Origin of the sequence: Nocardia lijiangensis NBRC 108240 (assembly GCF_001613045.1) — a bacterium.
Classification (GTDB): domain Bacteria; phylum Actinomycetota; class Actinomycetes; order Mycobacteriales; family Mycobacteriaceae; genus Nocardia; species Nocardia lijiangensis.
The window spans coordinates 30,620-57,400 of record NZ_BDBP01000028.1 but is presented as its reverse complement, the minus strand read 5'-3'; the positions used below and the strand labels follow the sequence as shown (position 1 = coordinate 57,400).

At 67.8% G+C, this 26,781-nt stretch carries 24 protein-coding genes and 1 pseudogene; 20 read left to right on the top strand and 5 right to left on the bottom strand.

Translation table 11 applies throughout. The features are described 5' to 3' along the window. Nucleotides 1–37: 37 nt before the first annotated feature. The 8 genes from NL1_RS11235 (at nt 38) to NL1_RS11200 (ending at nt 6,910) form a co-directional block, all read left to right on the top strand. Nucleotides 38–919: an alpha/beta fold hydrolase gene (locus tag NL1_RS11235; RefSeq protein WP_067837572.1), complete on the top strand. Its 882-nt coding sequence runs from the start codon at nt 38–40 to the stop codon at nt 917–919. Further along, nucleotides 906–1,793: an acetoacetate decarboxylase family protein gene (locus NL1_RS11230; protein ID WP_067837569.1), complete on the top strand. Its 888-nt coding sequence runs from the start codon at nt 906–908 to the stop codon at nt 1,791–1,793. Before NL1_RS11235 ends, NL1_RS11230 begins: the two co-directional genes overlap by 14 nt. A 58-nt stretch (nt 1,794–1,851) precedes the next feature. Beyond that, the gene (locus NL1_RS11225; protein WP_067837566.1) at nt 1,852–2,367 is read left to right on the top strand and encodes an SRPBCC family protein; all 516 of its coding nucleotides are present in this window, start codon (nt 1,852–1,854) and stop codon (nt 2,365–2,367) included. Then, the gene (locus NL1_RS11220) at nt 2,367–3,410 is read left to right on the top strand and encodes an LLM class flavin-dependent oxidoreductase (RefSeq protein WP_067837563.1); all 1,044 of its coding nucleotides are present in this window, start codon (nt 2,367–2,369) and stop codon (nt 3,408–3,410) included. The genes NL1_RS11225 and NL1_RS11220 overlap by 1 nt, the downstream gene beginning before the upstream one ends. Before the next feature lie 130 nt (nt 3,411–3,540). Then, on the top strand, nt 3,541–4,461 hold the full coding sequence (locus NL1_RS11215; RefSeq protein WP_067837675.1) for an RNA polymerase sigma-70 factor: 921 nt from the start codon (nt 3,541–3,543) through the stop codon (nt 4,459–4,461). A gap of 77 nt (nt 4,462–4,538) precedes the next feature. Continuing rightward, nucleotides 4,539–5,525 (top strand): GlxA family transcriptional regulator, encoded by a 987-nt coding sequence (locus NL1_RS11210; protein ID WP_067837560.1) that lies wholly within the window; start codon nt 4,539–4,541, stop codon nt 5,523–5,525. Between the two features lie 56 nt (nt 5,526–5,581). Beyond that, complete coding sequence (locus tag NL1_RS11205) at nt 5,582–6,193, top strand: isochorismatase family protein (protein WP_067837557.1); 612 nt, start codon at nt 5,582–5,584, stop codon at nt 6,191–6,193. A gap of 72 nt (nt 6,194–6,265) precedes the next feature. Next, on the top strand, nt 6,266–6,910 hold the full coding sequence (locus NL1_RS11200) for a hypothetical protein (protein ID WP_067837554.1): 645 nt from the start codon (nt 6,266–6,268) through the stop codon (nt 6,908–6,910). Between the two features lie 26 nt (nt 6,911–6,936). On the opposite strand, the gene NL1_RS11195 is transcribed toward NL1_RS11200, so the two are convergent. Beyond that, the gene (locus NL1_RS11195) at nt 6,937–7,488 is read right to left on the bottom strand and encodes a TetR/AcrR family transcriptional regulator (protein ID WP_067837549.1); all 552 of its coding nucleotides are present in this window, start codon (nt 7,486–7,488) and stop codon (nt 6,937–6,939) included. Nucleotides 7,489–7,666: 178 nt separating this feature from the next. Here NL1_RS11195 and NL1_RS11190 point away from each other — a divergent pair, with 178 nt between their 5' ends. After that, nucleotides 7,667–8,122: a DUF6463 family protein gene (locus NL1_RS11190; protein WP_067837546.1), complete on the top strand. Its 456-nt coding sequence runs from the start codon at nt 7,667–7,669 to the stop codon at nt 8,120–8,122. A 152-nt stretch (nt 8,123–8,274) separates the two neighbouring features. On the opposite strand, the gene NL1_RS11185 is transcribed toward NL1_RS11190, so the two are convergent. After that, a complete protein-coding gene (locus tag NL1_RS11185) occupies nt 8,275–9,648 on the bottom strand; it encodes an aminotransferase-like domain-containing protein (protein ID WP_067837543.1) in 1,374 nt (457 codons plus the stop codon). Nucleotides 9,649–9,753: 105 nt separating this feature from the next. Here NL1_RS11185 and NL1_RS11180 point away from each other — a divergent pair, with 105 nt between their 5' ends. Genes NL1_RS11180 through NL1_RS11155 form a run of 6 tightly spaced genes read left to right on the top strand, consistent with a single transcriptional unit; the run spans nt 9,754 to nt 17,394 of the window. After that, nucleotides 9,754–10,602 (top strand): nitrilase-related carbon-nitrogen hydrolase, encoded by an 849-nt coding sequence (locus NL1_RS11180; protein WP_067837540.1) that lies wholly within the window; start codon nt 9,754–9,756, stop codon nt 10,600–10,602. Between the two features lie 14 nt (nt 10,603–10,616). Beyond that, nucleotides 10,617–12,038, top strand: coding sequence for a dihydropyrimidinase (gene hydA / locus NL1_RS11175; protein WP_067837533.1), 1,422 nt, complete (start codon nt 10,617–10,619; stop codon nt 12,036–12,038). A 9-nt stretch (nt 12,039–12,047) separates the two neighbouring features. Beyond that, nucleotides 12,048–13,073, top strand: coding sequence for a TIGR03842 family LLM class F420-dependent oxidoreductase (locus tag NL1_RS11170; protein WP_067837528.1), 1,026 nt, complete (start codon nt 12,048–12,050; stop codon nt 13,071–13,073). Next, nucleotides 13,070–14,398: an aspartate aminotransferase family protein gene (locus NL1_RS11165; RefSeq protein WP_067837525.1), complete on the top strand. Its 1,329-nt coding sequence runs from the start codon at nt 13,070–13,072 to the stop codon at nt 14,396–14,398. The genes NL1_RS11170 and NL1_RS11165 overlap by 4 nt, the downstream gene beginning before the upstream one ends. Next, nucleotides 14,395–15,903: a CoA-acylating methylmalonate-semialdehyde dehydrogenase gene (locus NL1_RS11160; RefSeq protein WP_067837522.1), complete on the top strand. Its 1,509-nt coding sequence runs from the start codon at nt 14,395–14,397 to the stop codon at nt 15,901–15,903. The genes NL1_RS11165 and NL1_RS11160 overlap by 4 nt, the downstream gene beginning before the upstream one ends. 27 nt (nt 15,904–15,930) lie before the next feature. Then, nucleotides 15,931–17,394 carry an NCS1 family nucleobase:cation symporter-1 gene (locus tag NL1_RS11155; protein ID WP_067837519.1) on the top strand — a complete coding sequence of 488 codons (1,464 nt, stop codon included), beginning with the start codon at nt 15,931–15,933 and terminating at the stop codon, nt 17,392–17,394. Between the two features lie 44 nt (nt 17,395–17,438). On the opposite strand, the gene NL1_RS11150 is transcribed toward NL1_RS11155, so the two are convergent. After that, nucleotides 17,439–17,660, bottom strand: coding sequence for a heavy-metal-associated domain-containing protein (locus tag NL1_RS11150; RefSeq protein ID WP_067837518.1), 222 nt, complete (start codon nt 17,658–17,660; stop codon nt 17,439–17,441). Between the two features lie 229 nt (nt 17,661–17,889). Between NL1_RS11150 and NL1_RS11145 the strand changes: the two genes are divergently transcribed. Genes NL1_RS11145 through NL1_RS11135 form a run of 3 tightly spaced genes read left to right on the top strand, consistent with a single transcriptional unit; the run spans nt 17,890 to nt 20,004 of the window. Next, entirely contained in the window at nt 17,890–18,834 is a 945-nt protein-coding gene (locus tag NL1_RS11145; protein ID WP_067837513.1) for a S1 family serine peptidase, read from the top strand. A gap of 16 nt (nt 18,835–18,850) precedes the next feature. Next, nucleotides 18,851–19,387: a peptidoglycan DD-metalloendopeptidase family protein gene (locus NL1_RS11140; RefSeq protein ID WP_084510489.1), complete on the top strand. Its 537-nt coding sequence runs from the start codon at nt 18,851–18,853 to the stop codon at nt 19,385–19,387. 50 nt (nt 19,388–19,437) lie between these two features. Further along, the gene (locus NL1_RS11135; RefSeq protein WP_067837506.1) at nt 19,438–20,004 is read left to right on the top strand and encodes a GNAT family N-acetyltransferase; all 567 of its coding nucleotides are present in this window, start codon (nt 19,438–19,440) and stop codon (nt 20,002–20,004) included. A gap of 150 nt (nt 20,005–20,154) precedes the next feature. Here NL1_RS11135 and NL1_RS11130 read toward each other — a convergent pair whose 3' ends face one another. Continuing rightward, nucleotides 20,155–21,033 (bottom strand): DUF4231 domain-containing protein, encoded by an 879-nt coding sequence (locus tag NL1_RS11130; protein ID WP_067837503.1) that lies wholly within the window; start codon nt 21,031–21,033, stop codon nt 20,155–20,157. Continuing rightward, nucleotides 21,030–25,289 carry an nSTAND1 domain-containing NTPase gene (locus NL1_RS11125; RefSeq protein ID WP_067837500.1) on the bottom strand — a complete coding sequence of 1,420 codons (4,260 nt, stop codon included), beginning with the start codon at nt 25,287–25,289 and terminating at the stop codon, nt 21,030–21,032. Before NL1_RS11125 ends, NL1_RS11130 begins: the two co-directional genes overlap by 4 nt. Before the next feature lie 133 nt (nt 25,290–25,422). Here NL1_RS11125 and NL1_RS39365 point away from each other — a divergent pair. Both NL1_RS39365 and NL1_RS11120 read left to right on the top strand, forming a co-directional pair. After that, nucleotides 25,423–25,530 (top strand): annotated as a pseudogene (locus NL1_RS39365) (alpha/beta hydrolase); the annotation flags it as partial. 127 nt (nt 25,531–25,657) lie between these two features. Then, entirely contained in the window at nt 25,658–26,767 is a 1,110-nt protein-coding gene (locus tag NL1_RS11120) for an alpha/beta hydrolase (protein WP_067837497.1), read from the top strand. The last annotated feature ends 14 nt before the right edge of the window (nt 26,768–26,781 follow it).

The window sequence follows — 26,781 nt, the reverse complement described above, 5'->3', positions numbered from 1 at the left end:
GGATTTCCGAAATCTCCAGCTCGAAAGGAAGCTGTCCATGCCGCTGCTGCAAGCCAATGGCGTCTCGCTGGCCTATACCGATACCGGCGCACCGCCGGGTCGGCCCGATGCCCCGACGATTCTGTTCGGTCACGGATTGTTGTTCGGTGGATGGATGTTTCGGCCGCAGATCGATGCGTTGCGGCACCGATACCGGTGTGTCACCGTGGACTGGCGCGGCCAGGGCGAAACGCCCGCCACGGCCGACGGCTACGACATGGACACTCTCTGCGACGATGTCGAAGCCCTCATCCGAAAGCTCGATCTCGCGCCGGTGCACTTCGTAGGTCTGTCGATGGGCGGATTCGTCGGGCTCCGGCTCGGCGCCCGCCGGGATCCGCTGCTGCGATCGTTGACGGTGCTGAACACCACCGCCGACGGTGAGCCGCGGAATGTCGCACGAAAGTACACGCTGTTCGCTTGGATCTATCAACTCCTGGGCCCCGCGCCGCTGCGACAGCAGGTGCTGCCCACCTTGTTCGGTCCGGATTTCCTCAACTCCCGGCGTAGCGCGCCCGTTATCGAGGAATGGAGCGCCCGCCTTTCTCGTTGCAGCCGAACCGGAATCAGAAAAGCCATCCTCGCGGTCGCCGACCATGCGCCCATCGGCGACGAGCTCGCCGACATCGAGGCGCCGACCCTGGTGATCGTCGGCGCGGACGATCTCGCCACTCCCCGCTCCGAAGCCGAACGCCTCGTTGCTCGTATCGATCACTCCACGTTGCAGGTCGTTCCCGCTGCCGCGCACACCAGCACCCTCGAGCAACCGCACCTCGTCACCGCGTGTTTGGAATCCTTCCTGCACTCGGTCGACGACGAAATCGGCGATCTCGCGGCAACTCACGGCTCACTCGACGGGATCGGTCATGGAATTCACTGAAATCACGCTCGGGGATCGCACGGTTCCTGTCGTCGAGAACGGCTACTACGACCGCTACCGGATGAATCCGGACCTCGAGGAAATCCAGCGCGACCCCGCCGTCGGCGACCTAGCCTTCTTCCGTCGGATGCCGAAGCGCATGACGGATTCGGCGTTGGGCCCGATGTGGACGCCGAACTTCTACTATCGCGCGAGCTCGGCGCAATTGCTCTTCGCAGTACCGCTGTCGCGTCTGCGAGCTCACCTTCCCGCCCCGCTCGAACCGGTTCGCATCCTGCCCGGTGTCGGACTGATCGCGCTGGCGCTGTACCGCTACGAGATCTGCGACAACGATCCGTACAACGAGGTAGGAGTCGCTGTCGTCGTGCACGATCCGCGCCGCCATCGCGCACGCACGCTCGGCTTCCTCGATTCCCTCCGACGCCGGGTCGGCTACGCCCACGTCCTCGCGCTGCCGGTGAACACCGAGATCGCGCGTGTGCGCGGGGTCGACGGCTACAACCTGCCCAAATGGCGAACCGACATCGACGTGAGCATCGACGGCCAGGTGTATGCGCGGGTCGCCGGAACCGAAGGCCGAACCGATATCGAGGTCGGCGCGAAGCTGCCCGCCATCCGAAAGCTACCTCCCGGATCCCGCGTGTCGGCCACGAAACTCATCCACACCCTGGGCGGACGGTGGCACGAGACGACAACGCAGACCAACGCCCTCGCGATCGGTGCGCAATTCCTTCCCACGCACGTTCGGCTTCTCCGCGGCACGGGGCCGCTCGGCGACCTGCTCACCGAGCTCGGCGTCGACAGGCCGCTGCGCATGGAGGTCACGACCGAAGCGCAACTCGCACTTCACCTTCCGCGTCCACTCGCGCTGTGACGCGCCCGGGCCGACACCCTCGTATCCCCTGTCACCGAACCAAAGGAGTACCGCCGCAATGGAGTGGACCGGCGCCCTGTATGCCGACACCCCGACCGCCGAGGCCAGCGCCTACATCGGCGCTCCCCTCGCGAAGGTCTGGAATGTCGTCACCGACATCGAGCTCATGCCGACATTCAGCACCGAACTGAAGTCCGCCGAATGGGTGGATCCCGTCCGAGGCCCGGAGCTGGGCAACACCTTCACCGGTACGAGCAGACACCCGAAACTCGGTGAATGGTCGACCACGTCCCACGTCGTCGAATGCGACGCACCCCGGGCGTTCTCCTGGGCCGTGGGAAATACCGAAACCCCGGGCGCAACTTGGCGTTTCACGCTCGAGCCGGAGGACGACGGCACCCGGTTGCGGCAATGGGTCCGGATGGGTCCCGGCCCGTCCGGCCTGAGCCTTGCCATCGCCGCCATGCCGGAGAAAGAACAGAAGATCGTCTTCGTCCGGATGCGCGAGCTCGAACAAGCCATCGAGCACACCCTGGCGGCGATCAAGACATTCATCGAGTGCGAGGAACACTGATGCGGACCGCCACCACCATCGAGGCCTCCTACCCGGGCGCCCTCGAATTCGCCTTGGAGGCAGAGAAACTCGGCCTCGACATCTGCTGGGTCGCCGAAGCGTGGGGTTCGGACGCACCGACCGCGCTGGGCTACCTCGCCGCCCGCACCGACCGAATGTTGCTGGGCTCCGGCGTCATCCAGATCGGGACCCGGACACCCGTCGCGATCGCCCAAGCGGCGCTCACCTTGGCGGATCTGTCGCAGGGCCGGTTTCTCCTCGGCCTCGGCGCTTCCGGACCGCAGGTCATCGAAGGCCTGCACGGCGTACCGTTCGGCGAACCGCTGGTCCGGCTGCGCGAGACCGTGGACATCATCCGCCAGGCGTTCGCCGGAGAGAAGATCAGCTATTCCGGTCGCAGGCACCGGATCCCGCTGGACGGCGGCGAAGGGCGCCCGATGCGACTGTCGATGGCGGCGAACACCCACATCCCGATCTATCTCGCGACGCTCTCACCCCGCATGCTCGAATTGACCGGCCGGATCGCCGACGGCTGGCTCGGCACGAGTTTCGTCCCCGAGCAGGCCGCGGCCTATCTCGACCGCCTCGACGCCGGCCTCGCCGCCGCCGGGCGCTCGCGCGACGAGCTCGACATCTGCCAAGGCGCGGAAGTGGCCTTCGCCGACGACGAGGCCACCCTGCGGACCATGATCGCCGCCCGCAAGAAGGAGCTGGCGTTCAGCCTCGGCGGTATGGGATCGGGCACCACCAACTTCTACAACAACGCCTACAGCCGCCAAGGCTGGGCCGACGTCGCGACCGCGATCCGTCACCACTGGCAGGCGGGAGACCGGCAGGCCGCCGCCGCGCTCGTCACCGACGAGATGGTCCTGGCAACCACCTTGATCGGCACCGAGCCGATGATCCGCGCCCGGCTGCGGGTATGGCGCGACGCCGGTGTCGACACGATCCGCTTCTACCCCGCGGGCGACACCCTCGATGCCCGGGTGACGACCCTGGCCCGCGCACTCGACATCATCCGCGACCTCGATCACGACAGGTGAGACGCGCGGGAATTCCCGGCGCTGTCACGAAATGACGGGTCCCGGTGTCTCGTGGGTGACACTGTCGAGAGCAACGACGAGGAGCCACCCGATGACCAGCCCGTTCCGCACCCTCAACGCGCGCGCCGACATGCGGTCCGGGTCCGGCTCCGCGGCCGGGCCGCAGCGCCGCGCGGACCCGGCGACCGAGGCGTTCGTCGCCCACCGCAACCTGCTGTTCACCGTCGCCTACGAGATGCTCGGCTCCGCCGCCGACGCCGAAGACGTCCTGCAGGAGACCTGGCTGCGGTGGGCGGACGTCGATCTCGGCACGGTGCGCGATCCGCGCGCGTACCTGATTCGGACGACCACCCGCCAAGCGCTCAACCGGATGCGCACCCTGGGCAGGCGCAAGGAGTCCTACGTCGGCCCCTGGCTGCCCGAGCCCCTGCTCACCGCGCCCGACGTGGCCGAGGACGTCGAGCTGGCCGACAGTGTGTCGATGGCGATGCTGCTGGTGCTGGAGACGCTCACGCCGACCGAGCGAGCAGTGTTCGTGCTGCGCGAGGTGTTCGACCTGGGCTACGACGAGATCGCGGAAGCCGTCGGCAAGAGCTCGGCCGCGGTCCGCCAGATCGCCCACCGAGCGCGGCAACATGTCGCGGCACGGCGGCCGCGCGGGGCCGTTTCCGAGGCCGAAGCCCGGGATGCGCTCGCGGCGTTCCAACGGGCGATCGAAACCGGCGATCTGCAGAGCCTGCTCGACCTCCTCGCGCCGGACGTCGTGCTCCTGGGTGACGGCGGCGGAGTCGTGCAGGCCGTGCTGCGACCCATCGTGGGCGCCGACCGCGTGGCCCGCTTGCTGGCGGCGGGTACGCCGAGGATCGCAGGCGAGATATCGACCGAGCCGGTGCAGGTCAACGGGCGCCCGGCGCTGATCGTCCGGATCGACGGAGAGATCGACGACGTCGTGGCGATGCGGATCGACGACGGCTTGATCACCGGGCTCTATGTCGTGCGCAATCCCGAGAAGCTGTCGCGTGTCGAGCGGGAGACCACCGTGAGCCGCTGAGCTCCGGCGTTGCCGGTGGCCGAATCTGACAGAGATACGTCGTTGCGGCCATCGGCAGGCCCCACGACGATGGATTCATGACCTTGATCCACCGCGTCGTCATCGCGGCCTTCCCCGACGTCGACCTGCTCGATGTCACCGGGCCCGCGGAAGTGTTCGCGCTGGCGAACCGCGAGGGCGGCGGGCGAGTGCGCTACGACGTGCGGCTGGCGAGCCCGGTCCGCGGCGAAGTGCGCACCTCGGCCGGGGTGCGTGTCGTCACCGACCTCGGCTTCGACGAGGTCGGCCCCACGATCGACACGTTGATCGTTCCCGGCGCCGTGGATTGCCCGCCCAGCGGACCGGTCGCGCGCATCGATCGGGAAGTGGTGGCGTGGATCGAATCCGTCGCGCCGCACGCAGGGCGGATCGCCTCGGTGTGTGTGGGCGCCCACCTGCTCGCCGCCGCGGGCTTGCTCGACGGCCGAACGGCCACCACCCACTGGTCGACGGCCGACCAGCTCGCGGCGGAGCACCCGCACATCCTCGTCGACCCCGATCCCATCTTCATTCGCTCCGGCCGGATCTGGACCGGCGCGGGGATCAGCGCGTGTCTCGACCTGTCCCTGGCGCTGGTGGCCGAGGATCACGGCGAGGACTTGGCGTTGCAAGTCGCGCGGCAGCTGGTCGTCTATCTCAAACGGCAAGGCGGGCAAAGCCAATTCAGCGTGCCGCTGAGCCATCCCGCGACCGCACGCCGCGACATCGATGACCTGCGCCTGTTCATCACCGAAAACCTCGACGGCGATCTGTCCACCACCCCGGCACTGGCGGCCAGGATGTGCCTCAGCGAACGCCATTTCACGCGTGTCTTCCAGCAGGAAACCGGCGCCAGCGCCGCGGTCTATGTCGAGGCGTGCCGGGTGGAAGCGGCGCGCAGGCTGCTGGAAACCACCGACCAGCCCCTCGAACGGATCGCGACGACGGTGGGGCTCGGATCGGTCGAGACCCTGCACCGCGCCTTCCGCAGGCAACTCACCGCCACCCCCGGCGACTACCGGAAGCGATTCCGTATCACGACCTGAATCCTCGAGCGGCCCTGCCGCACGAATTCTCATCCCCCACAGAAAGTAGGAAAACCATGTCGATGACTGCTGCCTCGAGCACCCTGCGCCACGTGATCGGTCTCGATGATCAGCTGCCGCGACTGGCCGACGCCACCGTGATCATGATCGATTTCCAGAACACCTATCGGCACGGCGTCATGGCGGTGGACGGCGCGGAAGAGGCGCTGGCGGCCGGAGCCCGATTGCTCACGGCCGCAAGAGAATTGCACCGACCGGTGGTGCATATCATGCACGACGGCGGGCCGGACACGCCCTATGACGTTCGCACCGACATCGGCGCGATCAGCGATCCGGTCGCACCGCAGTCCGGGGAGCCGGTGGTGGTCAAACAATTCCCGAACGCATTCCACAACACCGATCTCGAGCAGACACTGAAAGAACTGGGCGCCGGGCAGGAATTGGTACTCGCCGGATTCATGACCCACATGTGCGTGAGCTACACCGCGCAGGGCGCGTTCAACCTCGGCTACCGACCGACCGTCGTCGCCGAAGCCACCGCCACCCGGTCCCTGCCGAGCCCGCTGGGCACCACAGTGCCGTCCGCCCTGCTGCACACCGCGGCCTTGACCACCATTGCCGACTTGTTCGGGGTCGTCGCCGCGACCGTGGACGACCTCCTCCGCTAGCGGAGGACCGGCGCGCACGCCGGCCTCGGCCGTGCTGCGCCGATGTCGGTCCGGGCTGTTACCTTCCGCGGCATGGTGATCGACCGGGGCGCAGACCCCGCACACGGAGCGGCCTTGACGGAGCGCGTGATCGACGCGGTGCGGCGAGCACCCGAAGCCTCCGCGCTCAGGTACCAGCACGTCCCCTGGGTGGTCGGTACTCCGCGGCCGATTGCGGCGGATGTCTTGGCGGACATGGTTTTCCCGTCAGGACGTCCGCTGCCGCCCAGCCTGCGGAGGTGGCTGGGGTTCGATGTCGGTCTGCTGGAGCGCTACGACTGGTTCGACCCGGACGGCGGGTTCGCGCCCCGGCCGCTCGACCAGCTGGTGGACGACGAACTGGGCACGATGTGGGCGGATTGTTTCACTCCGCTGGCCGAGCGTTTCGGCGAATGCTTCCTTCTCCCGGGCGGTTCGGACTCTCGGCGGGTCCTCGCCGTCGGCGACACCGACTCCGAGGGCGAGTACCCGGTGCTGGCCATCGATGTGGACGATCTACCGTTCGTGGGTCTGATGTACCCCGGCTTCGATGTCTACCTGGCGGACACCGCGGGTCTCCTCCGTACCGAATTTCCCACCTACACGGCGCTTTTCGATCATGCGGTCTACCGTCCGCGGATGCGTCAGCATGCCGGCCATTGGTTCGCGGGAGAGGCCTACGCCGAGTTTCCGTTCTGAGCATGCGCTTCTCGATGCCGACCGCATCACGGGCGCAAGAGATGTTCTCCGGCAAGCTGAATGGCTTCGAGTGTGGTGTAGCCGGGATGGTCCGCGACGATGAAGTGGCGGCCGATGGCGAGCGCGAACATCAGCATGCTGCGCGCCTCGATCTCGTCGGGATCGGCGATATAGGCGCCGAACATCTCCCGCAGGAACGCCATCCGCTTGTCGTCGATGCGCCGCAGGCGCGCCGCGACGGTCGGGTCGTGGCTGGCCCACGCCCGGATCGCGAGATCGATGCGATGCATGTCCTCGGAGAACGTCAGACTGCCCACGCGCCGGATCCGGTCGGCGGCATCGCCGCCTTCGGCGTCGGCTTGCGCGATGACCTCCGTGGTGGAGCGCTGTTCCCACTCGTCGAGCATCTCCTCGAGGAACGCGGCCCGGCCGTCGAAGTGCCCGTAGAAGCCGCCCTTCGTCACGCCGAGCGCGGAGGCCAGCGTCTCGACACGGACCGCGTCGGGCCCTCCCGCGGCGAGGGCGTCGAGGCCCGCCGCTATCCAGCGGGCGCGTGTCGTTCGGGCCACGGCGGGAATCCGGTCACCTCCATTGATCGCCTCTCGTTTATACGGTACCGTACAAACGATCTATACGGCACCGCATAAACGAGAGGCGAACCGTGCCATCACTCGCGAAGGCCGCCCCTATCGAGCAGCTCCGGCGCATCCGCGAACTCGCCCGGCGTGATCGCACCGACGCTGCGAAGGGGTCCCGATGAACTCCCGAAAGCGGCTGCTCCGCTGGGCGAGCGGAATCCTGCTCGTCTTGGGCGCAGGGCACCTGTTCCTGCTGGCGCTACTTGCCTGGGACGACGTCACCGGCTGGGTGGATCGCGGGATCTGGGCGGCTGTCCCGCTCGCGCCCACGGACGGGGGTGACGGCCCGTCGGTGGAGTCACTCCAGAACGAGGTCACCTTCTGGGCGGGCCCGGGCAGTTTCGCCGTGCCCTTCATCCTTTTGGGTTGCCTCATAGGGCATCTCGCCGGACGCGAGATCGCGGTGCCCGCCTGGATCGGCTGGGGCCTCGCGGCCTATTGCGTGGTCAGCGGCGTCCTGCTCGTGCCATCCCCGTACTTCGCCGGGGCCGTCGCAGGCGTGCTCGTCATCGTGGCGGCGCGGAAGGACGATCGGGCGGAAGCAGACCGCGATCGGGCGATGAATCCCACCTGAACCACGCTGCCCGCCACCGACGGCTACCGCCCGCCACCGGAAGCATTCGAGGATGATCACTCGAATCATGGTGGGCGGGCGCCGATTCGGAAGAGTTCGACGACTGCCTTCGGTAGGGAGCGGTCGCGTCGGCGGTGGACCGATCCCCGTCGTCAACCGTCTCGCGACCCCTGGTCGAGGGAGAAGTATTCCGACTGGCGTGGGCGCGCGGCCAGTGCCAGGACCGCGGCGACCTCGTCGATGCCGCCGGCGAGAGGCGCGATGGTCACGCGCACCGCTTCGGGGTGGCCGCGGTCGGCGACAAAGAAAGGGCCACCGGGGGCGACGCGGATTCCGTTGGCGGCCAGGTGGATCAGCGCCATGCGCTCGTCGGCGACGGGCAGCCAGGCGTTGAGGCCCTGCCCTTCGGCGAGGCGCAGATTGTGGCGGTGCAGTGCGTCGGCAAGCGCACCGCGGCGGGCCTGGTATTGCGCGCGGGCGTGTTCGACTGTGCGGGTGACGGTCTCGTCGCGAAGCATCTCGTGCAGCAGGCGCTGCAGGATGCGCGGCGTCCAGCCGGGACCGAGCACGCGCGTGGCGACGATGCGGTCGATGATGTCCTCCGGGCCGGAGAGGGCCGCGATCCGCAGGTCGGGGCCGTGCGATTTGGAGTAGCTGCGCACGTGCAACACCCGGTCGGGCAGCCAGCGGCCGAGGCTGATGTCCTCGACGGGAACGACCGCGCCGGAGTGGTCGTCCTCGATGATCATGCACCGGTGTTCGCTGTGCCGCAGGATCGCGACGAGCTCCTCGGCCCGCTCGACGCTCATCGATGCGCCGGTGGGGTTCTGTGCGCGCGGCTGCAGCACCGCCGCGCTCGCCCCGGTGGCCACCGCGCGCGCGAAATCGTCCGGCAGCACGCCCTCTTCGTCCATTCGCACCGGAACTATCTGCGCGCCAATGGATTCCAGATAGTCGAGAATGTGCGGAAAGGTCGGGTCCTCGACGACCACCCGATCACCGAAGCGGACGACGGCGTGCAGACTGCGGGCGACGGCGTCCATCGCGCCGTCGACGACGGTCAGCGCGCCGGACCGGGTGGGCCAGTCCGCTTGCAGCAGCCGCCCGAGCTCGGGCACCACCGGCGCCTGGTGGTAGTCGGTGGTCTCGGCGTTGAGGGCGAGCCGGGACAGAATCGACCCGATCTCGGGCAGCAGCGCCGGATCGGGCGTGCCGAGCGAGAGGTCCAGCCGGGCGTCGGTCGCACCGCGGGTCATGCTGTCGGTCCGGGACAATGCGGGCCTGACCCCGCCCTCGGCGACGAAGGTCCCGCTGCGACCTCGTGACACCACCAGCCCGGCCCGCGCCAACGCCCGCCAGCCGTGACTCACGGTCGCGGGACTGACCCCGAGGCGGCGCGACAGCTCCCGCACCGTGGGCAACCGGTCTCCTGCGCGTAACTCGCCGCTCGTGATGAGGCGGGCGATGGCGCCCGCGATGCCCGCGGGAGTCGGGTCATCGATCTGAATCCGGTCGTTCATTTCCATGCCTCGACCACCTCGCGAGATTTACACTTTCGGCACCGACTGAAATATTCAGGAAATGTTTACCTTCGAAGATAACATAACCAACTTCGGTAGGGAGATCGACAGGTGACGACAATCAGAGCCGCCATCACCCAGGCGACGTGGACCGGTGACAAGAAGTCGATGCTGACCAAGCACGAGGGTTTCGTCGAACAGGCCGCCGCCGCGGGCGTGCAGGTCATCTGCTTCCAGGAGCTGTTCTACGGACCGTATTTCGGCAACGTGCAGGACAAGAAGTACTACGAGTACGCCGAATCCGTGCCGGGACCGACGACCGAGCGATTCGCCGAACTGGCCAGGGAGCACCGGATGGTGATCGTGCTCCCGGTGTACGAGGAAGACCAGCCCGGCGTGCTCTACAACACCGCCGCGGTGATCGACGCCGACGGCAGCTACCTCGGCAAATACCGCAAGCACCACATCCCGCAGCTGGCGGGCTTCTGGGAGAAGTTCTATTTCCGGCCGGGCAATCTCGGCTATCCCGTGTTCGAGACCGCCGTGGGCAAGGTCGGCGTCTACATCTGCTACGACCGCCACTTCCCGGAGGGCTGGCGCGCCTACGGCCTCGCCGGAGCCGAGCTCGTGTTCAACCCGTCGGCGACCAAACCCGGCTTGTCCAACCGGCTTTGGGAACTTGAGCAGCCCGCCGCGGCGGCCGCCAACCAGTACTTCATCGGCGCGAACAACCGGATCGGCACGGAGACCGAAGAATTCGGCGACGACGCCGTGACCTTCTACGGCAGTTCGTATTTCGTCGACCCGCGCGGCAACTATGTCGGCGAGCGCGCCTCCGCCGACACCGACGAACTGCTGATCCGCGACCTCGATCTGGATGTGGTGCGCGAAGTCCGCAGCGACTGGCAGTTCTATCGCGACCGGCGGCCGGATTCCTACGACGCCATCGTGGCGCCCTGAACCAGGAGGCGAACATGGCCACCACACTGATCACCGGAGGAACGGTCGTCTCGGCGACCGGGCGAGGCGAGGCCGACATCCTCGTCGACGGCGAACGCATTGTCGCACTGCTGCATCCGGGCACGACGGCGCTGGGTGCGAATCTGGCCGACACCGTGGACACCGTCATCGACGCGACCGGCAAGTACGTCATCCCCGGTGGCATCGACGCGCACACGCACATGTCCATGCCGTTCGGCGGCACCACGGCGTCCGACGATTTCGAGACAGGGACGCGGGCCGCCGCGTGGGGCGGCACCACCATGATCATCGACTTCGCGGTGCAGAAGTTCGGTGAGCGCGTGCAGGATTCCCTGCAGACCTGGCACAAGATGGCATCCGGTCAGTGCGCGATCGACTACTCGTTCCACCAGATCGTCGGCGACGTGAACGACGAGTCCCTGGCCGCGCTGCGCAGGCTGCCCGACGAGGGCATCACCAGTTACAAGCTCTTCATGGCCTACCCCGGCGTGTTCTACAGCGACGACGCCCAGATCCTGCGCGCCATGCAGATCGGCGCGGACACCGGGCTGCTCACCATGATGCACGCCGAGAACGGTCCCGCCATCGACGTGCTCGTCGCGCAGCTGCTGGCCGAGGGCAAAACCGATCCGTACTACCACGGCATCGCGCGCGCCTGGCAGCTCGAGGAAGAAGCGACGCACCGGGCGATCATGCTCGCCGATCTGACCCGTGCGCCGCTGTACGTGGTGCACGTGTCGGCGAAGCAGGCCGTCGCCCAGCTCGCCGCGGCTCGGGACCGGGGCCGCAACGTCTTCGGCGAAACCTGTCCGCAGTACCTGTATCTCTCCCTGGAGGACAACCTCGGCGCAGCGGGTTTCGAAGGCGCGAAATGGGTGTGCTCGACGCCGCTGCGCTCCCGGCGGGAAGAACATCAGGACCAGGTGTGGCAGGCGTTGCGCACCAACGACTTGCAGATGGTATCCACCGACCACTGCCCCTTCTGCATGAAGGGCCAGAAGGAGATGGGGATCGGCGATTTCTCCAAGATTCCCAACGGAATCGGCACGATCGAGCACCGGATGGACCTGATGTACCAGGGCGTGGTGGACGGCCGGATCACCCTGGAGCGCTGGGTGGAGATCACCTCGACCACCCCGGCCCGCATGTTCGGCCTCTACGGGCGCAAAGGCGTGCTGGCCCCCGGCGCGGACGCCGACATCGTCGTGTACGACCCGAACGGGCACACCTCCATCGGCCTCGGCAAGACCCACCACATGAACATGGACCACTCGGCGTGGGAGGGATACGAAATCGATGGCCACGTCGACACCGTGCTCTCCCGCGGCAAGGTCGTGGTCGCGGACGGCGAGTATCGCGGCCGCAAAGGCGACGGACAGTTCGTCCGCCGCGCCCCGTGCCAGTACCTGATCTGAGGAGACGCCATGCAATTCGGAGCGGTACTACAGTGCGATCCCCCGGCGGCGCGCACCGTCCACTTGGCGAAACTGGCTGAGGTGCACGGGTTCAGCCACCTGTGGACCTTCGATTCGCACCTGCTCTGGCAGGAGCCGTACGTGTTGTACAGCCAGATCCTGCACGAGACGAAACGCATCATGGTCGGGCCCATGGTGACCAATCCGGCGACCCGCGACTGGACGGTCACGGCGTCGCTGTTCGCCACGCTCAACGAGGCCTACGGCAATCGCACCATCTGCGGGATCGGACGCGGCGATTCGGCGGTGCGCGTCGGCGGCGGTAAACCCACCACGCTGGACACGCTGCGCGAGTCGATCCATGTCATCAGGGAACTGGCCAACTCGCGGCCGGTCGAATACGGCGGCAGCACCGTGCAATTCCCGTGGAGCGTCGGGTCGACGCTCGACATCTGGGTGGCCGCTTACGGACCGAAGGCGCTGGCGCTGACCGGCGAGGTGGCCGACGGCTACATCCTGCAGCTGGCCGACCTGGACATCGCCGAATGGATGATCGCCAGCGTGCGCAAGGCGGCGGTGGCGGCGGGCCGCGACCCGGGCTCGATCAAGATCTGTGTGGCGGCGCCGATGTACATCGGCACCGATCGCAAGCACATGCGCGACCAGTGCCGCTGGTTCGGCGGGATGGTCGGCAATCACGTCGCCGACATCGTCGCGCGCTACGGCACCGGTGGGGAGATCCCGCAGGCGCTCACCGAATACATCGCGGGCCGAGCGAGTTACGACTACAACCTGCACGGCCGCGCGGGAAACGTGCACGCCGACTTCGTGTCCGACGACATCGTCGAACGGTTCTGCGTGCTCGGCACCGCCGATGAGCACATCGCCAAACTCCGGCGACTCGCCGATCTCGGCGTCGATCAGTTCGCGGGCTACCTGCAACACGACAACAAAGAGGAAACCATGCGCGTCTACGGCGAGACGATCATTCCGCAACTGCGGCAATCCATCACGGCGACGAAAGTGACGGCATGACCGCCGTGCGCGTCGATCTGGACGCGCGCGCCTACGAACTCGACCGTGACCACGTGTTCCACTCCTGGTCGGCGCAGGCCGCGCTGAATCCGGTGGTGCTCGCGGGCGGTCGCGGCTGCCGGGTATGGGATCACGGGGGCCGTGAATACCTGGATTTCGCCAGCCAGATGGTCAACGTGAACATCGGCCATCAGCATCCGGTGGTGACGGCCGCGATCGCCGATCAGGCCGCGCGCCTGGCCACCATCGGACCGGCCACCGCGAATCTGCAACGCGGCGAGGCGGCCCAGCGGATCGCCGCGCTCGCGCCGGACGGGCTCGAGAAGGTGTTCTTCACCAACGGCGGCGCGGACGCCAACGAGAACGCCCTCCGGATGGCGCGGCTGCACACCGGCCGCGACAAGGTGCTCTCGACCTACCGCTCCTACCACGGCAACACCGGTGCCGCGGTGGTCGCGACCGGCGACTGGCGGCGGATACCGAACGAGTACGCCCGCGGTCACGTCCATTTCTTCGGCCCCTACCTGTATCGCAGCGAGTTCTGGGCGAGCACCGCCGAGGAGGAGAGCGAGCGCGCGCTGCGGCACCTCGAGCGGGTCGTGCAGTGCGAAGGTCCGGCAAGCATCGCCGCGATCCTGCTGGAGACGGTGCCGGGCACCGCGGGCATCCTGGTGCCGCCGCCCGGCTATCTCGCCGGTGTCCGCGCCCTCGCCGACCGGTACGGAATCGTGCTGATCCTCGACGAGGTGATGTGCGGATTCGGCCGTACCGGACGGTGGTTCGCGTTCGACGGCTACGACGTGACGCCCGATCTGATCACCTTCGCCAAGGGTGTCAACTCCGGCTACGTCCCCGTGGGCGGCGTCGTCATCTCCGAGTCGATCGCCCACACCTTCGACGACACCGTCTTCCCCGGCGGCCTCACCTACAGCGGGCACCCGCTGGCGGCGGCGTCGATCGTCGCCGCCCTCGACGTGATGGCCGACGAAGGCATCGTGGCCAATGCCGAACGCATCGGCCGCACCGTGCTCGGCCCGGCGCTCACGCGATTGGCCGAGGAGTGCCCGGTGATCGGTGACGTGCGCGGCGAGGGCGTGTTCTGGGCCCTGGAACTGGTCGCCGATCGCGCCACCCGGGAACCTGTGTCCGCCGCGACCATGGCGCGGGTCAAGACCGAGCTCGTCGCCCGCGGGCTGCTTCCGTTCCTGGCCGACAACCGCATTCACGTGACGCCGCCGTGTGTGGTCACCGAGGCCGAGGTCGCCGAGGCCGCCGCCATCCTGCGTGACGTACTGACCGCCCTGCCAGCCGAGGAGATCCGATGACGCATCCCGCGACCACCGACATCGTCGAACACTGGGTCGACGGCAAGCCATGGCGTGGCGAATCCGCCCGCACCGCACCGGTTTTCGATCCCGCACTGGGGGTGGCGCAGCGCAGCGTGCGGATGGCCACCGGCGACGACGTGGGTGTGGCCGTCGCCGCCGCCGCGGCGGCGCTGCCCGCCTGGGCCGACTCCTCCGTCGCCACCCGCCACCGGTTCCTGCTGAATTTCCGCGAACTTCTCAACGCACGCAAGGACGAACTGGCGAGCATCCTCACCGCCGAGCACGGCAAGGTGCTCGCCGACGCGGCGGGCGAGATCGCCCGCGGGCTCGAGGTCGTCGAATTCGCGCTGTCCATGCCGCATCTGCTCAAGGGCGAGTTCAGCCAGAACGCCTCGACCGGGATCGACGTGTACTCGGTGCGCGAACCGGTCGGCGTCGTCGGCATCATCAGCCCGTTCAATTTCCCGGCCATGGTGCCGCTGTGGTTCTTCCCGATCGCGATCGCCGCCGGAAACACGGTGGTGCTCAAGCCGAGCGAGAAGGATCCGTCGGCGGCGAACTGGCTGGCCGAGCTGGCGGCCGACGCCGGACTGCCCGCGGGCGTGCTCAATGTGGTGCACGGCGACAAGGAGGCGGTGGACGCGCTGCTGACGCACCCGCAGATCGCGGCGATCTCGTTCGTCGGCTCCACACCGATCGCCGACTACGTATATCGGACCGCAAGCGCGCACGGCAAACGGGTGCAAGCCCTCGGCGGCGCCAAGAACCACATGCTCGTCCTGCCGGACGCCGATCTGGACCTGGCCGCGGACGCCGCCGTCAACGCGGGCTTCGGCTCGGCGGGCGAACGGTGCATGGCGGTGAGCGTGGTGCTCGCGGTCGACTCCATCGCCGACGATCTGGTCGCTCGCATCGCCGCGCGGATGGCAGGCCTGCGCACCGGAGACGGCCGCCGCGGCTGCGATATGGGGCCGTTGATCACCCGCGAACACCGGGACCGCGTCGCCGAGTACCTCGACACCGCCGTCACCGATCGGGCCCGCGTCGTCGTCGACGGCCGCGACAGCGCCGTCGACGGCGACCCCAACGGGTTCTGGCTCGGCCCCTCCCTGATCGACCGGGTGCCGGTCACCTCGGCGGTCTATCGCGACGAGATCTTCGGGCCCGTGCTCTCGGTGGTGCGGGTCGAGGGCTTCGAGCACGGCGTCGACCTCGTCAACTCCTCCCCCTACGGCAACGGCGTCGCGATCTTCACCAACGACGGCGGCGCGGCGCGGCGCTTCCAGCGGCAGGTGACCGTCGGCATGATCGGCGTGAACGTGCCGATCCCGGTCCCCGTGGCGTACCACAGTTTCGGCGGCTGGAAAGCATCGCTGTTCGGCGATGCGAAAGCCTACGGCCCCAACGGTTTCGCGTTCTTCACCCGGGAGAAGGCGATCACCTCGCGCTGGCTCGACCCCAGCCACGGCGGCATAGACCTCGGTTTTCCGCGCAACAGTTAGCACCCACCGCAGCACGAAGGACATCCGATGACCGAAACTCGGGTACGGCCGCTGGACGGCGCGCCGCGCAGTTCCACGCTGGTCAACGACGACTTGGCGCCCACGACCAAGGAGACCGCGACCTGGCGTACGTGGGACATCTTCTGTCTCTGGATGACCTCCGCGCACAGCATCGCCAGCTACGGCTTCGCGGTCGGCATGCTCGCACTCGGCATGACCGGGTGGCAGACGATGCTCGCGCTGTTCACCGGTGTGCTCATGCTGTGGCTGGGCAGCAATCTCGTCGGCGTCGCGGGACAGAAGGTCGGGGTGCCGTTCCCGGTCTTCGCCCGCGCCGCCTTCGGCGTCTTCGGCGCCAATGTCCCTGCGCTGCTGCGGGCCATCGTCGCGGTGTTTTGGTACGGAATCCAGACCTATCTGGCTTCCACCGCGCTGATGGTGCTGTTGCTGCGCGTGTCACCGGGTTTGGCGTCGTGGACCGAATCCAGCTTCCTCGGCTTGTCGACGTTGGGCTGGATCGCGTTCCTGGTGCTGTGGACCGTGCAGCTGGCGATCATCAACTACGGCATGGAAGTCGTGCGCAAGGCCTCGGATTTCGCGGGGCCCGCGGTCTGGATCGGCATGATCGCGCTGGCGATCTGGATTCTGGGCAAGGCCGAGTGGAGCATCGACTTCAACGCGCGTGTCGGTGCGCCGCTGTCGGGCGGCGCGACCGTCGCCGCGTTCGTCGGCGTCGCCTTCCTGATGGTGGCGTTCATGGCGGGCCCGCTCGTCAACTACGCCGACTTCGCGCGGTTCTCCCCCAGCAAGCGGGCGGTGCTGCGCGGCAACGCGTGGGGCATCCCGTTCAACGAGACGGCGTTCGTGGTCCTGTCGATCGTCATCTCGCTGGCCACCCTGAAGGTGTACGGGAAGGTGCTGAGCGATCCGGTGGAGCTGGTCGCCGATATCGACAGTGATGTGGTGGTGGTCGTCGCCGCGGTGTTGTTCGCGACGGCGACCGTCGGCATCAACGTGGTCCTCAACTTCGTGTCCCCCGCCTACGACATCTCCAATGCCGCACCGAAATTCATCTCGTTCCGGACCGGCGGGATCATCACCGCCGTCCTGTCCATCCTGGTGATGCCCTGGAAGCTGTGGGAGAACCAGGATTTCATCATCTACTTCCTCGGCGGCGTCGGCGCGCTGATGGGTCCGGTGTTCGGCATCCTGATCGTCGACTACTACCTGGTGCGGCGTCAGCGCACCGCGGTCGCCGAGCTGTACGACGACACCGCGGAGGGACGGTACTACTTCTCCCGCGGATTCAATCCGAAAGCGCTGGCGGCGCTGATCCTTTCGGGCACGGTCGCGGTGATCGTCGCGCTGGCTCCCGATTCCCGGGAGGTGACGGCGCTGTCCTGGCCGGTCGGCGCGGCGCTGGGAGCGCTGCTCATGTACGCGTTCACCATGATTCGCCGGGCCGCGCCGACGACGGACAGCGCGGAGTGACCTGATTCGGGATCGACGGGTCCGCGGGAGTGCGCTGCGCCGGATCAATCGGCGAGCCGGAAGCCCGCCCGCTCGACCGCGTCGGCTACCGCACCGCGCTCGACCGGGTCTGCTCCTTGGACGGTCACCGTGCCGCCGTCGAGATCGACGGTCACCGCGGTGACGCCGGGGATCGAGCCGACCTTGTCGCGAACCTTGCCGACGCAGCAGCCGCAGGTCATGCCTTCGACGGCGAAGGTGGTGGTCGTGACTGCCGCGGTAGTCATGTCTTCTCCTCGTTCCTGGCGACGGCAACCTCCGCCGCTCGTCTATTACCCTACCCCCCTAGAGTATTTCGGATCAATCCCTGACCCCGCTTCGTTCCTGCGGCCCGCTCCGACGGGCCTTCGGTGATTCGAGTAGTGCGCTACCCGCGACCACCCCGCGAGGTCGCGGCAGGCTGGGCTGACCGGTGCCGCTCCGGGCACCCGGCACGAGCGGAAATGGCGTGAGGGCATGGAAATATCACCTGAGCTGCTGGCGGCCAAGGACGCGCTCGCCGACGCGCTGGAGTCGGCGATGGCATTTCTTCCCGGCGTGCTGGGCGTCGATGCCGGTTTTCGCCAGGAGGGCGTCGAACTGACGGACGACGTCGTCATCCGGGTCCTGGTAGCCGACGACAGCAGTATTCCGTTCCCGTTGCAACAGCTGATCGCAGGCGTCGATTTTCCGGTGGCGGTGGTGCGGCGCGAATTCACCCCCTTGGCCGGGCCCGACACCGCGCCGCACAACCCCGTGCGCGGTGGAGTCACCATCAGGGCCGAACACAGCGGCTTCCTGGTGCAAGGCGGCACCTTGGGCGGGATCGCAAACGACACGATGTTCGGCGGGCAGGTCGGCGTGACGTGCGCGCACGTGATAGCCAGCCTGTCCGAGCAAGGCGAGATCCGGCAGGGCGACCCGGTGTTTCAACCCGGCATCTCCCGCAGGATCGGCGCACTGCACCGCTGGCAGGACGCCACCGACATCGCGGTCTTCACGTTCGACGCCGGTGTCGCCATCGAGTCGACGATCGCCGAAATCGGCGGCTTCAGCGGTATGGCCAGGGCGAAACCGGGCAACAAAGTGCGCAAACGCGGCCGGACGACGCTCCTGACCACCGGAGTCGTCAGCGCGATCGGGTTGCGGCCGCTTGGGATCAACACCCCGGCGAACTCGTTCGAGATCTATACCGACGACGTCGCCGGGCAACCGATCCTCGCCGAACACGGCGACAGCGGGTCCTTGGTCGTCAACGCGGCCGACCAGATCGTCGGGATCATCACCCAGAAAGGCATCGAGTTCAGCTCGATCGCCACGATCGGTTCCCCACCGCCCGGGGCGATCTCCGCATTCGCCACGCAAATGGTGAGCGGCGACGGGTTCACCGGAGCGGCGGACTCGGTGGGCATCAGTTTCTGACAACCAGGAGGCGGCCATGGCGCCCTTCGATCTCATCATTTCTACCCCAGTGGACCCCACAGGATTCACCGGAGGGCTCGGCGGCCCCAACGCCAATGGACATACGGGTCCGGATTGGTTCATCCGGTACGGCATGGACATCGGAGGCAGCACCGGAACATCCGTCTTCGCAGCATTCGATGGACACATCACCAAATTTCAACCCCATAATCCGGTGGCGGACGCGGGCAAGACGTACGGCGCACACATCTTCGTGCGCGCACCCGACGACAAGATGGGCGGCTACTACACGCACATCACCGGCGTGCCTGCGGGACTGAGTGTCGGCTCCTCGGTCAGCCGAGGAGATCTGCTCGGCACCATCTTTCACTTCGACGGGATTCCGTCGCACCTGCATTTCGCCTTGGTCGAGATCGTCGGCGGCCTCCCCGGTGGCACCTACGTCGGTGTCGACAACTTGTACGACTTGTTGCTCAGCCTGCACGAGCCGGGCGGCGACGGAGTCGCGTCCGTCACCTTCAACCAGGACGGCACACCACCCGTCCCGGGCTGAGCGGCGGAAATCGACGTGACAAACCCCGTGCCGTCGATGATGCTGGCGCCATGCTGATTCGGAACGGCGGTGCGGCGGACGCGCAGGCAATCGCGGCGCTGCACACCGCCAGCTGGCGCACGGCGTACGCGGGCATCATGCCGGACGACTACCTCAACGGGCCGCTCGACGCGGAGCGGGCCGCGCTGTGGCGCCGGCGCTTGACCGCCGCGGTCACGCCCGGACTGTTCGTTGCCGAGGATGCCACGGCATTGCTCGGATTCGTCTATCTCGTCCCCACGGACGACGGCCGGGTGCTTCTGGACAACCTGCACGCCCGCCCAGGCAGTCTGCGGAGCGGAATAGGCAGCCGCCTGCTCGACCGCGGCCTGGCGTGGGCGGCCGCCGAATTCCCCGGTCGCGCGGTGTATCTGGAGGTGTTGCGGGCCAATACCGGTGCCATCGCCTTCTACGAGCGGCACGGTGGGCGGCGCACCGACGCGCGGATCGGGCGATTCGATGCGGGCTTCGAACTCCCCGAGTACGAATACACTTGGGATCCTGGTGGTTTCGACTATTCTCAGCTCACGGTGGCGACGGATGCCGTCCGACCCTCCCCACCGAGCGGCGACCGCTGAACCGATCACAGCGACACATCAGCGCTTCCGGCAGCAAGCTCGACCGCGGCGCCGTCCCGGCCGAGGCACGCGGGGACGTGCCGTCCGGTTGCCGAGCTAGATTCTCGCTTCTCTTGCGCTCCGTTCGCCTCCGGTTGGTCCGGGGCCTGGCTAGTCCTTTTCGGCATACTTCGCCAACCACCCCTGGTTCTCAGCCACGATCACGCCCTCGCACCGGCGGACGAACCCGGCCCACTCGGCATCGCCGGGTGCGGGCACGTCCTCGAGCAGGCGCTCCAGGAGGTTCGCGGTCGCGAGGTAGGTGATGACCGTGTAGTCGTGCCGTTTGACAGCTATATACGCCGCGACACTTCCGCTCAATGTCGTCAATGCGGCGACCCACGGCGCGAGCGCGGTCGCCCCGCTGCCCGGGGCGACCACCGCGACCGCCGCGATGAGCGCGGTGACGACTCCCAGTGCCAGCGCGAGCCGCCGCAGCCGCCTGGAGCGTTCTGCGCTCACCTGCGCCTTGGGCCGGTAGTAGCGGTCGATCTGATCCCGCACCCGGTCCCGGATGTATTCCCCGGGAGTCATCGGCCCCGGCGGCGGCACCGCCGGCGGCACCGGCGTCGCCGCATACTCCGGCAGCAGATCGGTCGCGGCGGACACGATTTCCGCGACCTCCGCGCGAAGCGGTCCGATCGGCGAACCCGCAACGGCGCGGTACTGGTACACCTCCCGCTTGATCGCCTCGGAAATGGACCGTGCACGTGTCCATTTGCCGATGGCGGCAGGCGTCAGGAACTGCGCGCCCACATACGTCGCCAAGGCGAGACACACCGCCGCGACGATCGCGACCACCGATCTCGGCACACCGCGCGCGTTCAACAGCGTGGCGGTCACGGTCGTGGCGATCGCGCCAACGCCACCGAGGACGAGCGCCAGTGCGCGGGCGGTGTCGAGCCGCTTCTTGAGTCGGTCGGCGGTTCGCGACCAGCGGATTCTGTCGGCCCAGATCGCGGCGACAACGGATTCTTCGTCGGTGATCACTGTCCGGCCTCGGCATCGTCGGCAAGCGGCAGTCCACGGCAGAGCTCGATGTAGTCGATCTCGGAGGACACCCAATCACGCCATTGCTTGTGGCTCATGTTGTGAGTCACTTTGTCGCACAGCGCATCCGGCCATGCCGCGGGACCAGGCCAGACGCGGATGGATCCGTCTGGATCGCCCGAGGAGACAATCCGCCGATTATCGGGGCTCATGGCGACCTTGACAACGTCTGCGGTGGTCCCCGGCATCGGATTCCCCACAGGCAGACCGGTGTTCGCGTCCCATACTCGAACCATCGAGTCATGGGCCGCGACGATATAGCGGCCGTCCGGGCTGAACGATGCGGCGCGGACCGACCGCCCGGTGTCGGTCATGCGTTCGCCGACTTGCTCACGACTGCCGACATCGACGACGACGAGTGTCCGGTAGTCGGTGAGAAGAAGCCTTCGTCCATCCGAGCTGAACTCGACGGACGTCGCGTCCATGGGAATGGTTTCTCCGACCTGGCTTCCGTCTTCGACGTTCCAGAGGCGCACCTTCTGGTGGCCACCGTTCGACGCCATCCACTCGCCATCCGGACTGAACGACGCGCTGCCGACATCGGTGTGCGCCTCGAGTGGGGCGCCGATCCGGTGTCCCGCCGTGTCCCACAATGTGACCGTGCAGTCGATGACGTGGGGAAGGTAATCCATGTCGACCGTCGCCGGATCGATCGAGCGAAGATCGACGCCGATCCCGGGCCGTGCGCAGCCCACCGTCGCCAGCATCGCTCGCCGCGGGTTCGTTTCGACCCTGACCATCCACGCGTCGACCTCCCACCGGCTCCGGAGTGCACCCCTCGTATCCCAGATCTCGATCTCCCACCGGAATTTCAGATTCAGGAAATCCTCGAACGATGCGAGGGATTCGGGTGGGTCGACGATCCGCTGTGTGGCTGCGGCGATATGGCCGTCGGCGGTGATCGCCATACCCGCTACACCGCCGGATACCGTGGAGATCGTCGGACCGGCCGGGCGCAGGTCTCGCGCGTCCCACAGTCGAATCGTCCCGTCGCTACCGCCGGTGACGATCCGCTGACCGTCCTCGATGAAATCGACCGACGTGGTCATGCCGCTACCGTGAGCCGCGACCGGAACACCCAGTGTCGGACCGTGGCTCGCATTCCAGATCCGGACGGTGTCGTCCTGGCCGCCCGACACGATCCGGCTGCTGTCCCGGTCGAAGGCGACGTCGTTGACTCCCTTGTCGTGTCCGAGGAACGGTTCACCGTGCGGGCGCCTGCTCGTGACGTCCCAAACGCGAACCGTCTTGTCGCCGCTACCCGACACGAGCAGTGCGCCGTCGGCGCTGAAGGCGACTGCGTGCACGGAGTCCAGGTGCCCCGTCAAGGGCTCGCCACGCGGCGTCAGGGACGTCGCATCCCACAGGTGGATCATGTTGTCGAACCCGCCGGAGGCGATCATGCGCCCGTCCGGGCTGAATGCGACCGCGCGCACGTGGGCGTTCTTTTCGGCTGGGGGTGAAGACGCGAGCTGACGGCCCGTCCGGGCGTCCCACAGCCGAACGGTGCCGTCGGCGCTACCGGACACGACCCGTTCGCCATCGGGACTGAATGCGACGCCGTTGACGCAATCGATGTGTCCTTGCAGCGGGATGCTCTGCCCGGTTTCGGTGTCCCACACCTGCAAGCCATCGAAACATCCGCCGAGTGCGATTCGCCGGTCATCGGGGCTGAACGCCACATCCATGATCAGGCCCTTGCTGTTCCATTCGATCGGTGAACCAATCGATTCCCCGTTCGCGGCGTCGATGAGCCGGACGACGCTCTGCCGCGTACCGAGATCGAACCGGACGGCGCGCCGACCGTCGTTGCTGATGGCATTCCCCATCACCGGTTGCGCCACGGGCAAACCCGTTATCGCATCCAATGTTTCGACCCCCTTGCCGGAGTTCACCACGACATGACGTCCGTCGCGATCGAACCCGACCCCGTACGGAGTGCGGGCTTCGATGATCTTCGACTCCCCCGCATTCGTCAGCAGCGCGTCCAGCGCGCTCCCGTCATCCGGTGTCGACCCGATGTGACGCGCGGCCAGGATCTGCGTGATCGCCCGCGTGTCGCTGCCGGGCCGTGCCCCGGCCAGCATCGCCTGTGCTTCCGAAACCAGCCGCAGGGCGGTCGCCTCGCGCAATTGCTGGTCGGCCCTGCGTTCGGCCAGGGTCGACCGGACCCCGAACAGTACCGCCACCAGCGCGACCACCACCGTCATCGCAAGCACCGCTCGCAGGATCCGCGAGCGCTTGCGCAGACCCGCCGCGTACTCCCGCGCGTCGTCCAATTCCTTTTCACGGCGGCGCTTTTCTTCGGCGAGAGCGGCTTGCTGCCGTTGCCGGGACGCGAGCAGGAACGGCTCCGCCGGGGCGAGCCGATCCCGGTACGTCGGCTTCGCCGACAGCTCCTCCGCAGCAGCCAGCCGGGCCCCGCCGATGAGCCACGCCTCGTCGTGATTGTTGCCCTCCCACGCCGCTGCCGCGCGCTCGAGCACATCGGCCGCGGCCAGGTCGCCCGCCTCTTCGCGAAGCCAGCCTGCCAGCACATCCCATTGGCGCAACAGGGTTTCCAGTGCGACCTCGATGACCACCTCGCCATCGCGCTCGTCTTTGACCAGCAGCCGCCTGCCGACGAACGCGTCGATCAGATCCCTGCTGTCCTCCGGCAGCTCGGTCCACCGTGCGACGCGCCGCAGGGGCTGCTGGGTGTCGGGATCGACGGTGGCCAGCCACGGCACGAATGCTGTTCGCAGCCGTGCGAGTTGGCCGCATCGAACCGAATCATCATGCGAAAGAATGGAATCGATCTCCGAGTCGACCACATGTGGCATGCCGCCCAGCGCCTCGTACTCGGCGAGAGTCAGGTCACCGTCGCCGCCGTAGTCGGCGTAGAGCCGGGCCAGCGTCAGCGACAGCAGGGGCAGCGGGTCGGCGCTCTGGGCGCACTCCTCGAGCAGTCGGTCCACCAGATCCGGCCCCACCTCCAGCCGGAATCCAGCTTCGCCCGCGCGGCGCGCCGGGCCGAGAACGACCTCTTCGAACCGAGCGGGCGACAGGGGTTTCAGCTCGTCGAAGATCACGCTCGACAGAGCCGCCAGCGCGGGCGCGGTCTGCAGGGGTTCGTACCGATCGGCCCGGATGGTCAGCGCGACAATGAGATCGAGTTCGCGCAACAGCAATTGAGATGTGGCCGAAAGGAACCGCTCCGCCTCGCCACCCGCTTCGGCGGTGAACAACTCCTCGGCCTGGTCGACGGGAAGAACCAGCGTCGGAGGCGCGGCGCCCTCCCCTGCCATCAGCCGCGCGGTCGCCGCGTCCTGCGTCTCCCGCAGCCAGACCACCACCTGCCCGATGTCCGAGGTGCACGCCTTCTTCACCGCGCCGAGCCCCGGCCCGGGGAATCCGAGCCGGGTACGCAGCTCGTGGATCGCGGCGGCGAGTCCCAGCGAACCGGTAACGGCTGCCCGTTCCGGCCGGACTATGTTCAGGACCAGGAAATGCCGATCGTCGCGCACCAGCCGTGGCAGCAATCCCGCCCGCAGGAACGACGACTTGCCGACACCCGAAGGCCCCAGGATGACGAACAGCCGCTCGGCACCAGAATTCCGCATGCCGCGCAGGGCATCGAGTCCGCGGACGATCTGCCCGTCGCGCCCGAAATACACTGCCGCATCGACACTTTCGAATGGAGCCCAGCCCCGGTACGGCGCTCGGTCCTGATCATCGGGCGGGGGCCACGCGAAATGCTCCGCACCGATCCCCGCCGCACGCAGCCCGGCCGCCAAGCGCCGCAGCCCCTCGGTGAGGAACACGACCGGCTCGCCGTCATCGACGCGAATCTCGGTCTTCGGCCCCGGACCGTACAGGTTGCAGCGCTGCCACTCGTCGGTGATGAGGCGACCGGTCGGCCGCTCCAAGCAGACGCAGAAGATCAGCTTGTGCAGGTACTCCGCCGTGCGGAACTCGGCCTCGCATTCGTGGGAGGTGAGCCAGTTGTCCGAGAGCAGGCAGATCACGGCCTCGCATCGGGCGCTCGCCTGCACGAGCGCGTCCTTCCATCGGACGCCGGTCCGGATGCCCGCCTCCGGGTCGAGGTCGAGAAAGATCTCGTCGGCGAGGCCGGGATCCTGTTCGATCAGCCACCGCCGCAGCGCGATGGCCTGTCGGCTGTCGCGGCTGGAATGACTGAGGAAGATCCTGGACATGTCGTGCTCATCTGCGCTCTGACCAGTGCCGTTGGACTTCAAGTCTCGCCCCGTGGGTGGTCCGGTGTCTCGAGTACCGCGCTACTCGACTCCGTGGAAGGACGGCACCGGTGTACAGGTATTCGCCTGTCACGGGGCGACGCTGGCCGAACGCGGCTTCGAGACCGTCGCGCTCGACAATCTCGGCTACGGTCTGACCCAGGTCGCCGAGGGCGTCACCCCCGGCTACCGCGACTGGATCCGCATAGCGGGCACAGACCGCGACCCAGGTGGCAGCATCGATGCTGCCGTCCTCGACCCGACCTCGGTCGGGTCGAGGACGGCACGTCGTGACCAGCGAGCCAGAACCGCGCAAGAGAGGTGCTTCCGTGCCGGTCTATCCCATCACCCCGATACCCGCCGTGCCCGCCGCAACACGGACGGCCGCGGCGGCAGTGCGCGGATTGCTCCGGTTGCCGCCTCGGATCAAACGCGCGCTCGCCGGTCCGGCGGTGCACCGCGACGGCAACGAGCTCGATCTCGACGCCCATCTTCTGCTGCGAATCACCCGGTCGCTGCCCAGACCCGCACCGGCCCCGGTGACACTGCGAGGCCAAGCGCGGCGGATGGCGGCGATCGGCGCGGGGCGGCGCGCATCCGTGCGCGTGGAAGACATCACCGTCGCCGGTGCGGCTGGACCGCTGCGGGCCCGGCTGTACGATTCCGGTGCCGCGGACACGCTGCTCGTCTATCTCCACGGCGGCGGCTGGGTCATCGGCGACCTCGACACCCACGACGCGTTCTGCCGGACCGTGGCGCACACCGCACGGATTCGGGTCGTCGCGGTCGACTACCGGCTCGCACCCGAGCATCCCTATCCCGCGGCCGTCGACGACGCCGTGGCCGCCTTCCGCGACATCACCGATCGCGCAGGCGAATTCGGCGTGGCCGCCGAGCGGATCGCGGTGGGCGGCGACAGCGCAGGCGGACATCTGGCCGCGGTGCTGTGCCAGCGGATGCGCCGCGACCAGGGACCCGCACCCCTGCTCCAGCTGCTGATCTACCCGCCCACCGATCTGACCGGGAAAGCCGAGTCCCGCACGACGTTCGCCGAAGGTTTCGCCCTCACCCGCACCGACATCGACTTCTTCGACCGCTGCTTCCTCGCGCCCGACATCGACCGCAGCCAACCGGACGTGTCACCGCTGCACGCCGACACCACCGCCGGACTCCCCCGCGCCGTCGTGATCACCGCGGGTTTCGACCCCCTCCGCGACGAAGGCGAAGCCTACGCCGCCCGCCTGCGCACCGACGGCGTGCCCGTGACCGCGCGCCGATTCGACGGCTACATGCACGGTTTCATCAACAACGCGCTCGCCTTCGCCCCCGCGATCGCCGAGATCGCCACCATGCTCGCCGACGCAGTGGCTAGCTCCGCCACCGATCCCGGGCCCGACGGCGAACGAGACCGGCCCGCCACGCACCCATCCGGTTCCTGAACTCGCCGCAGGCC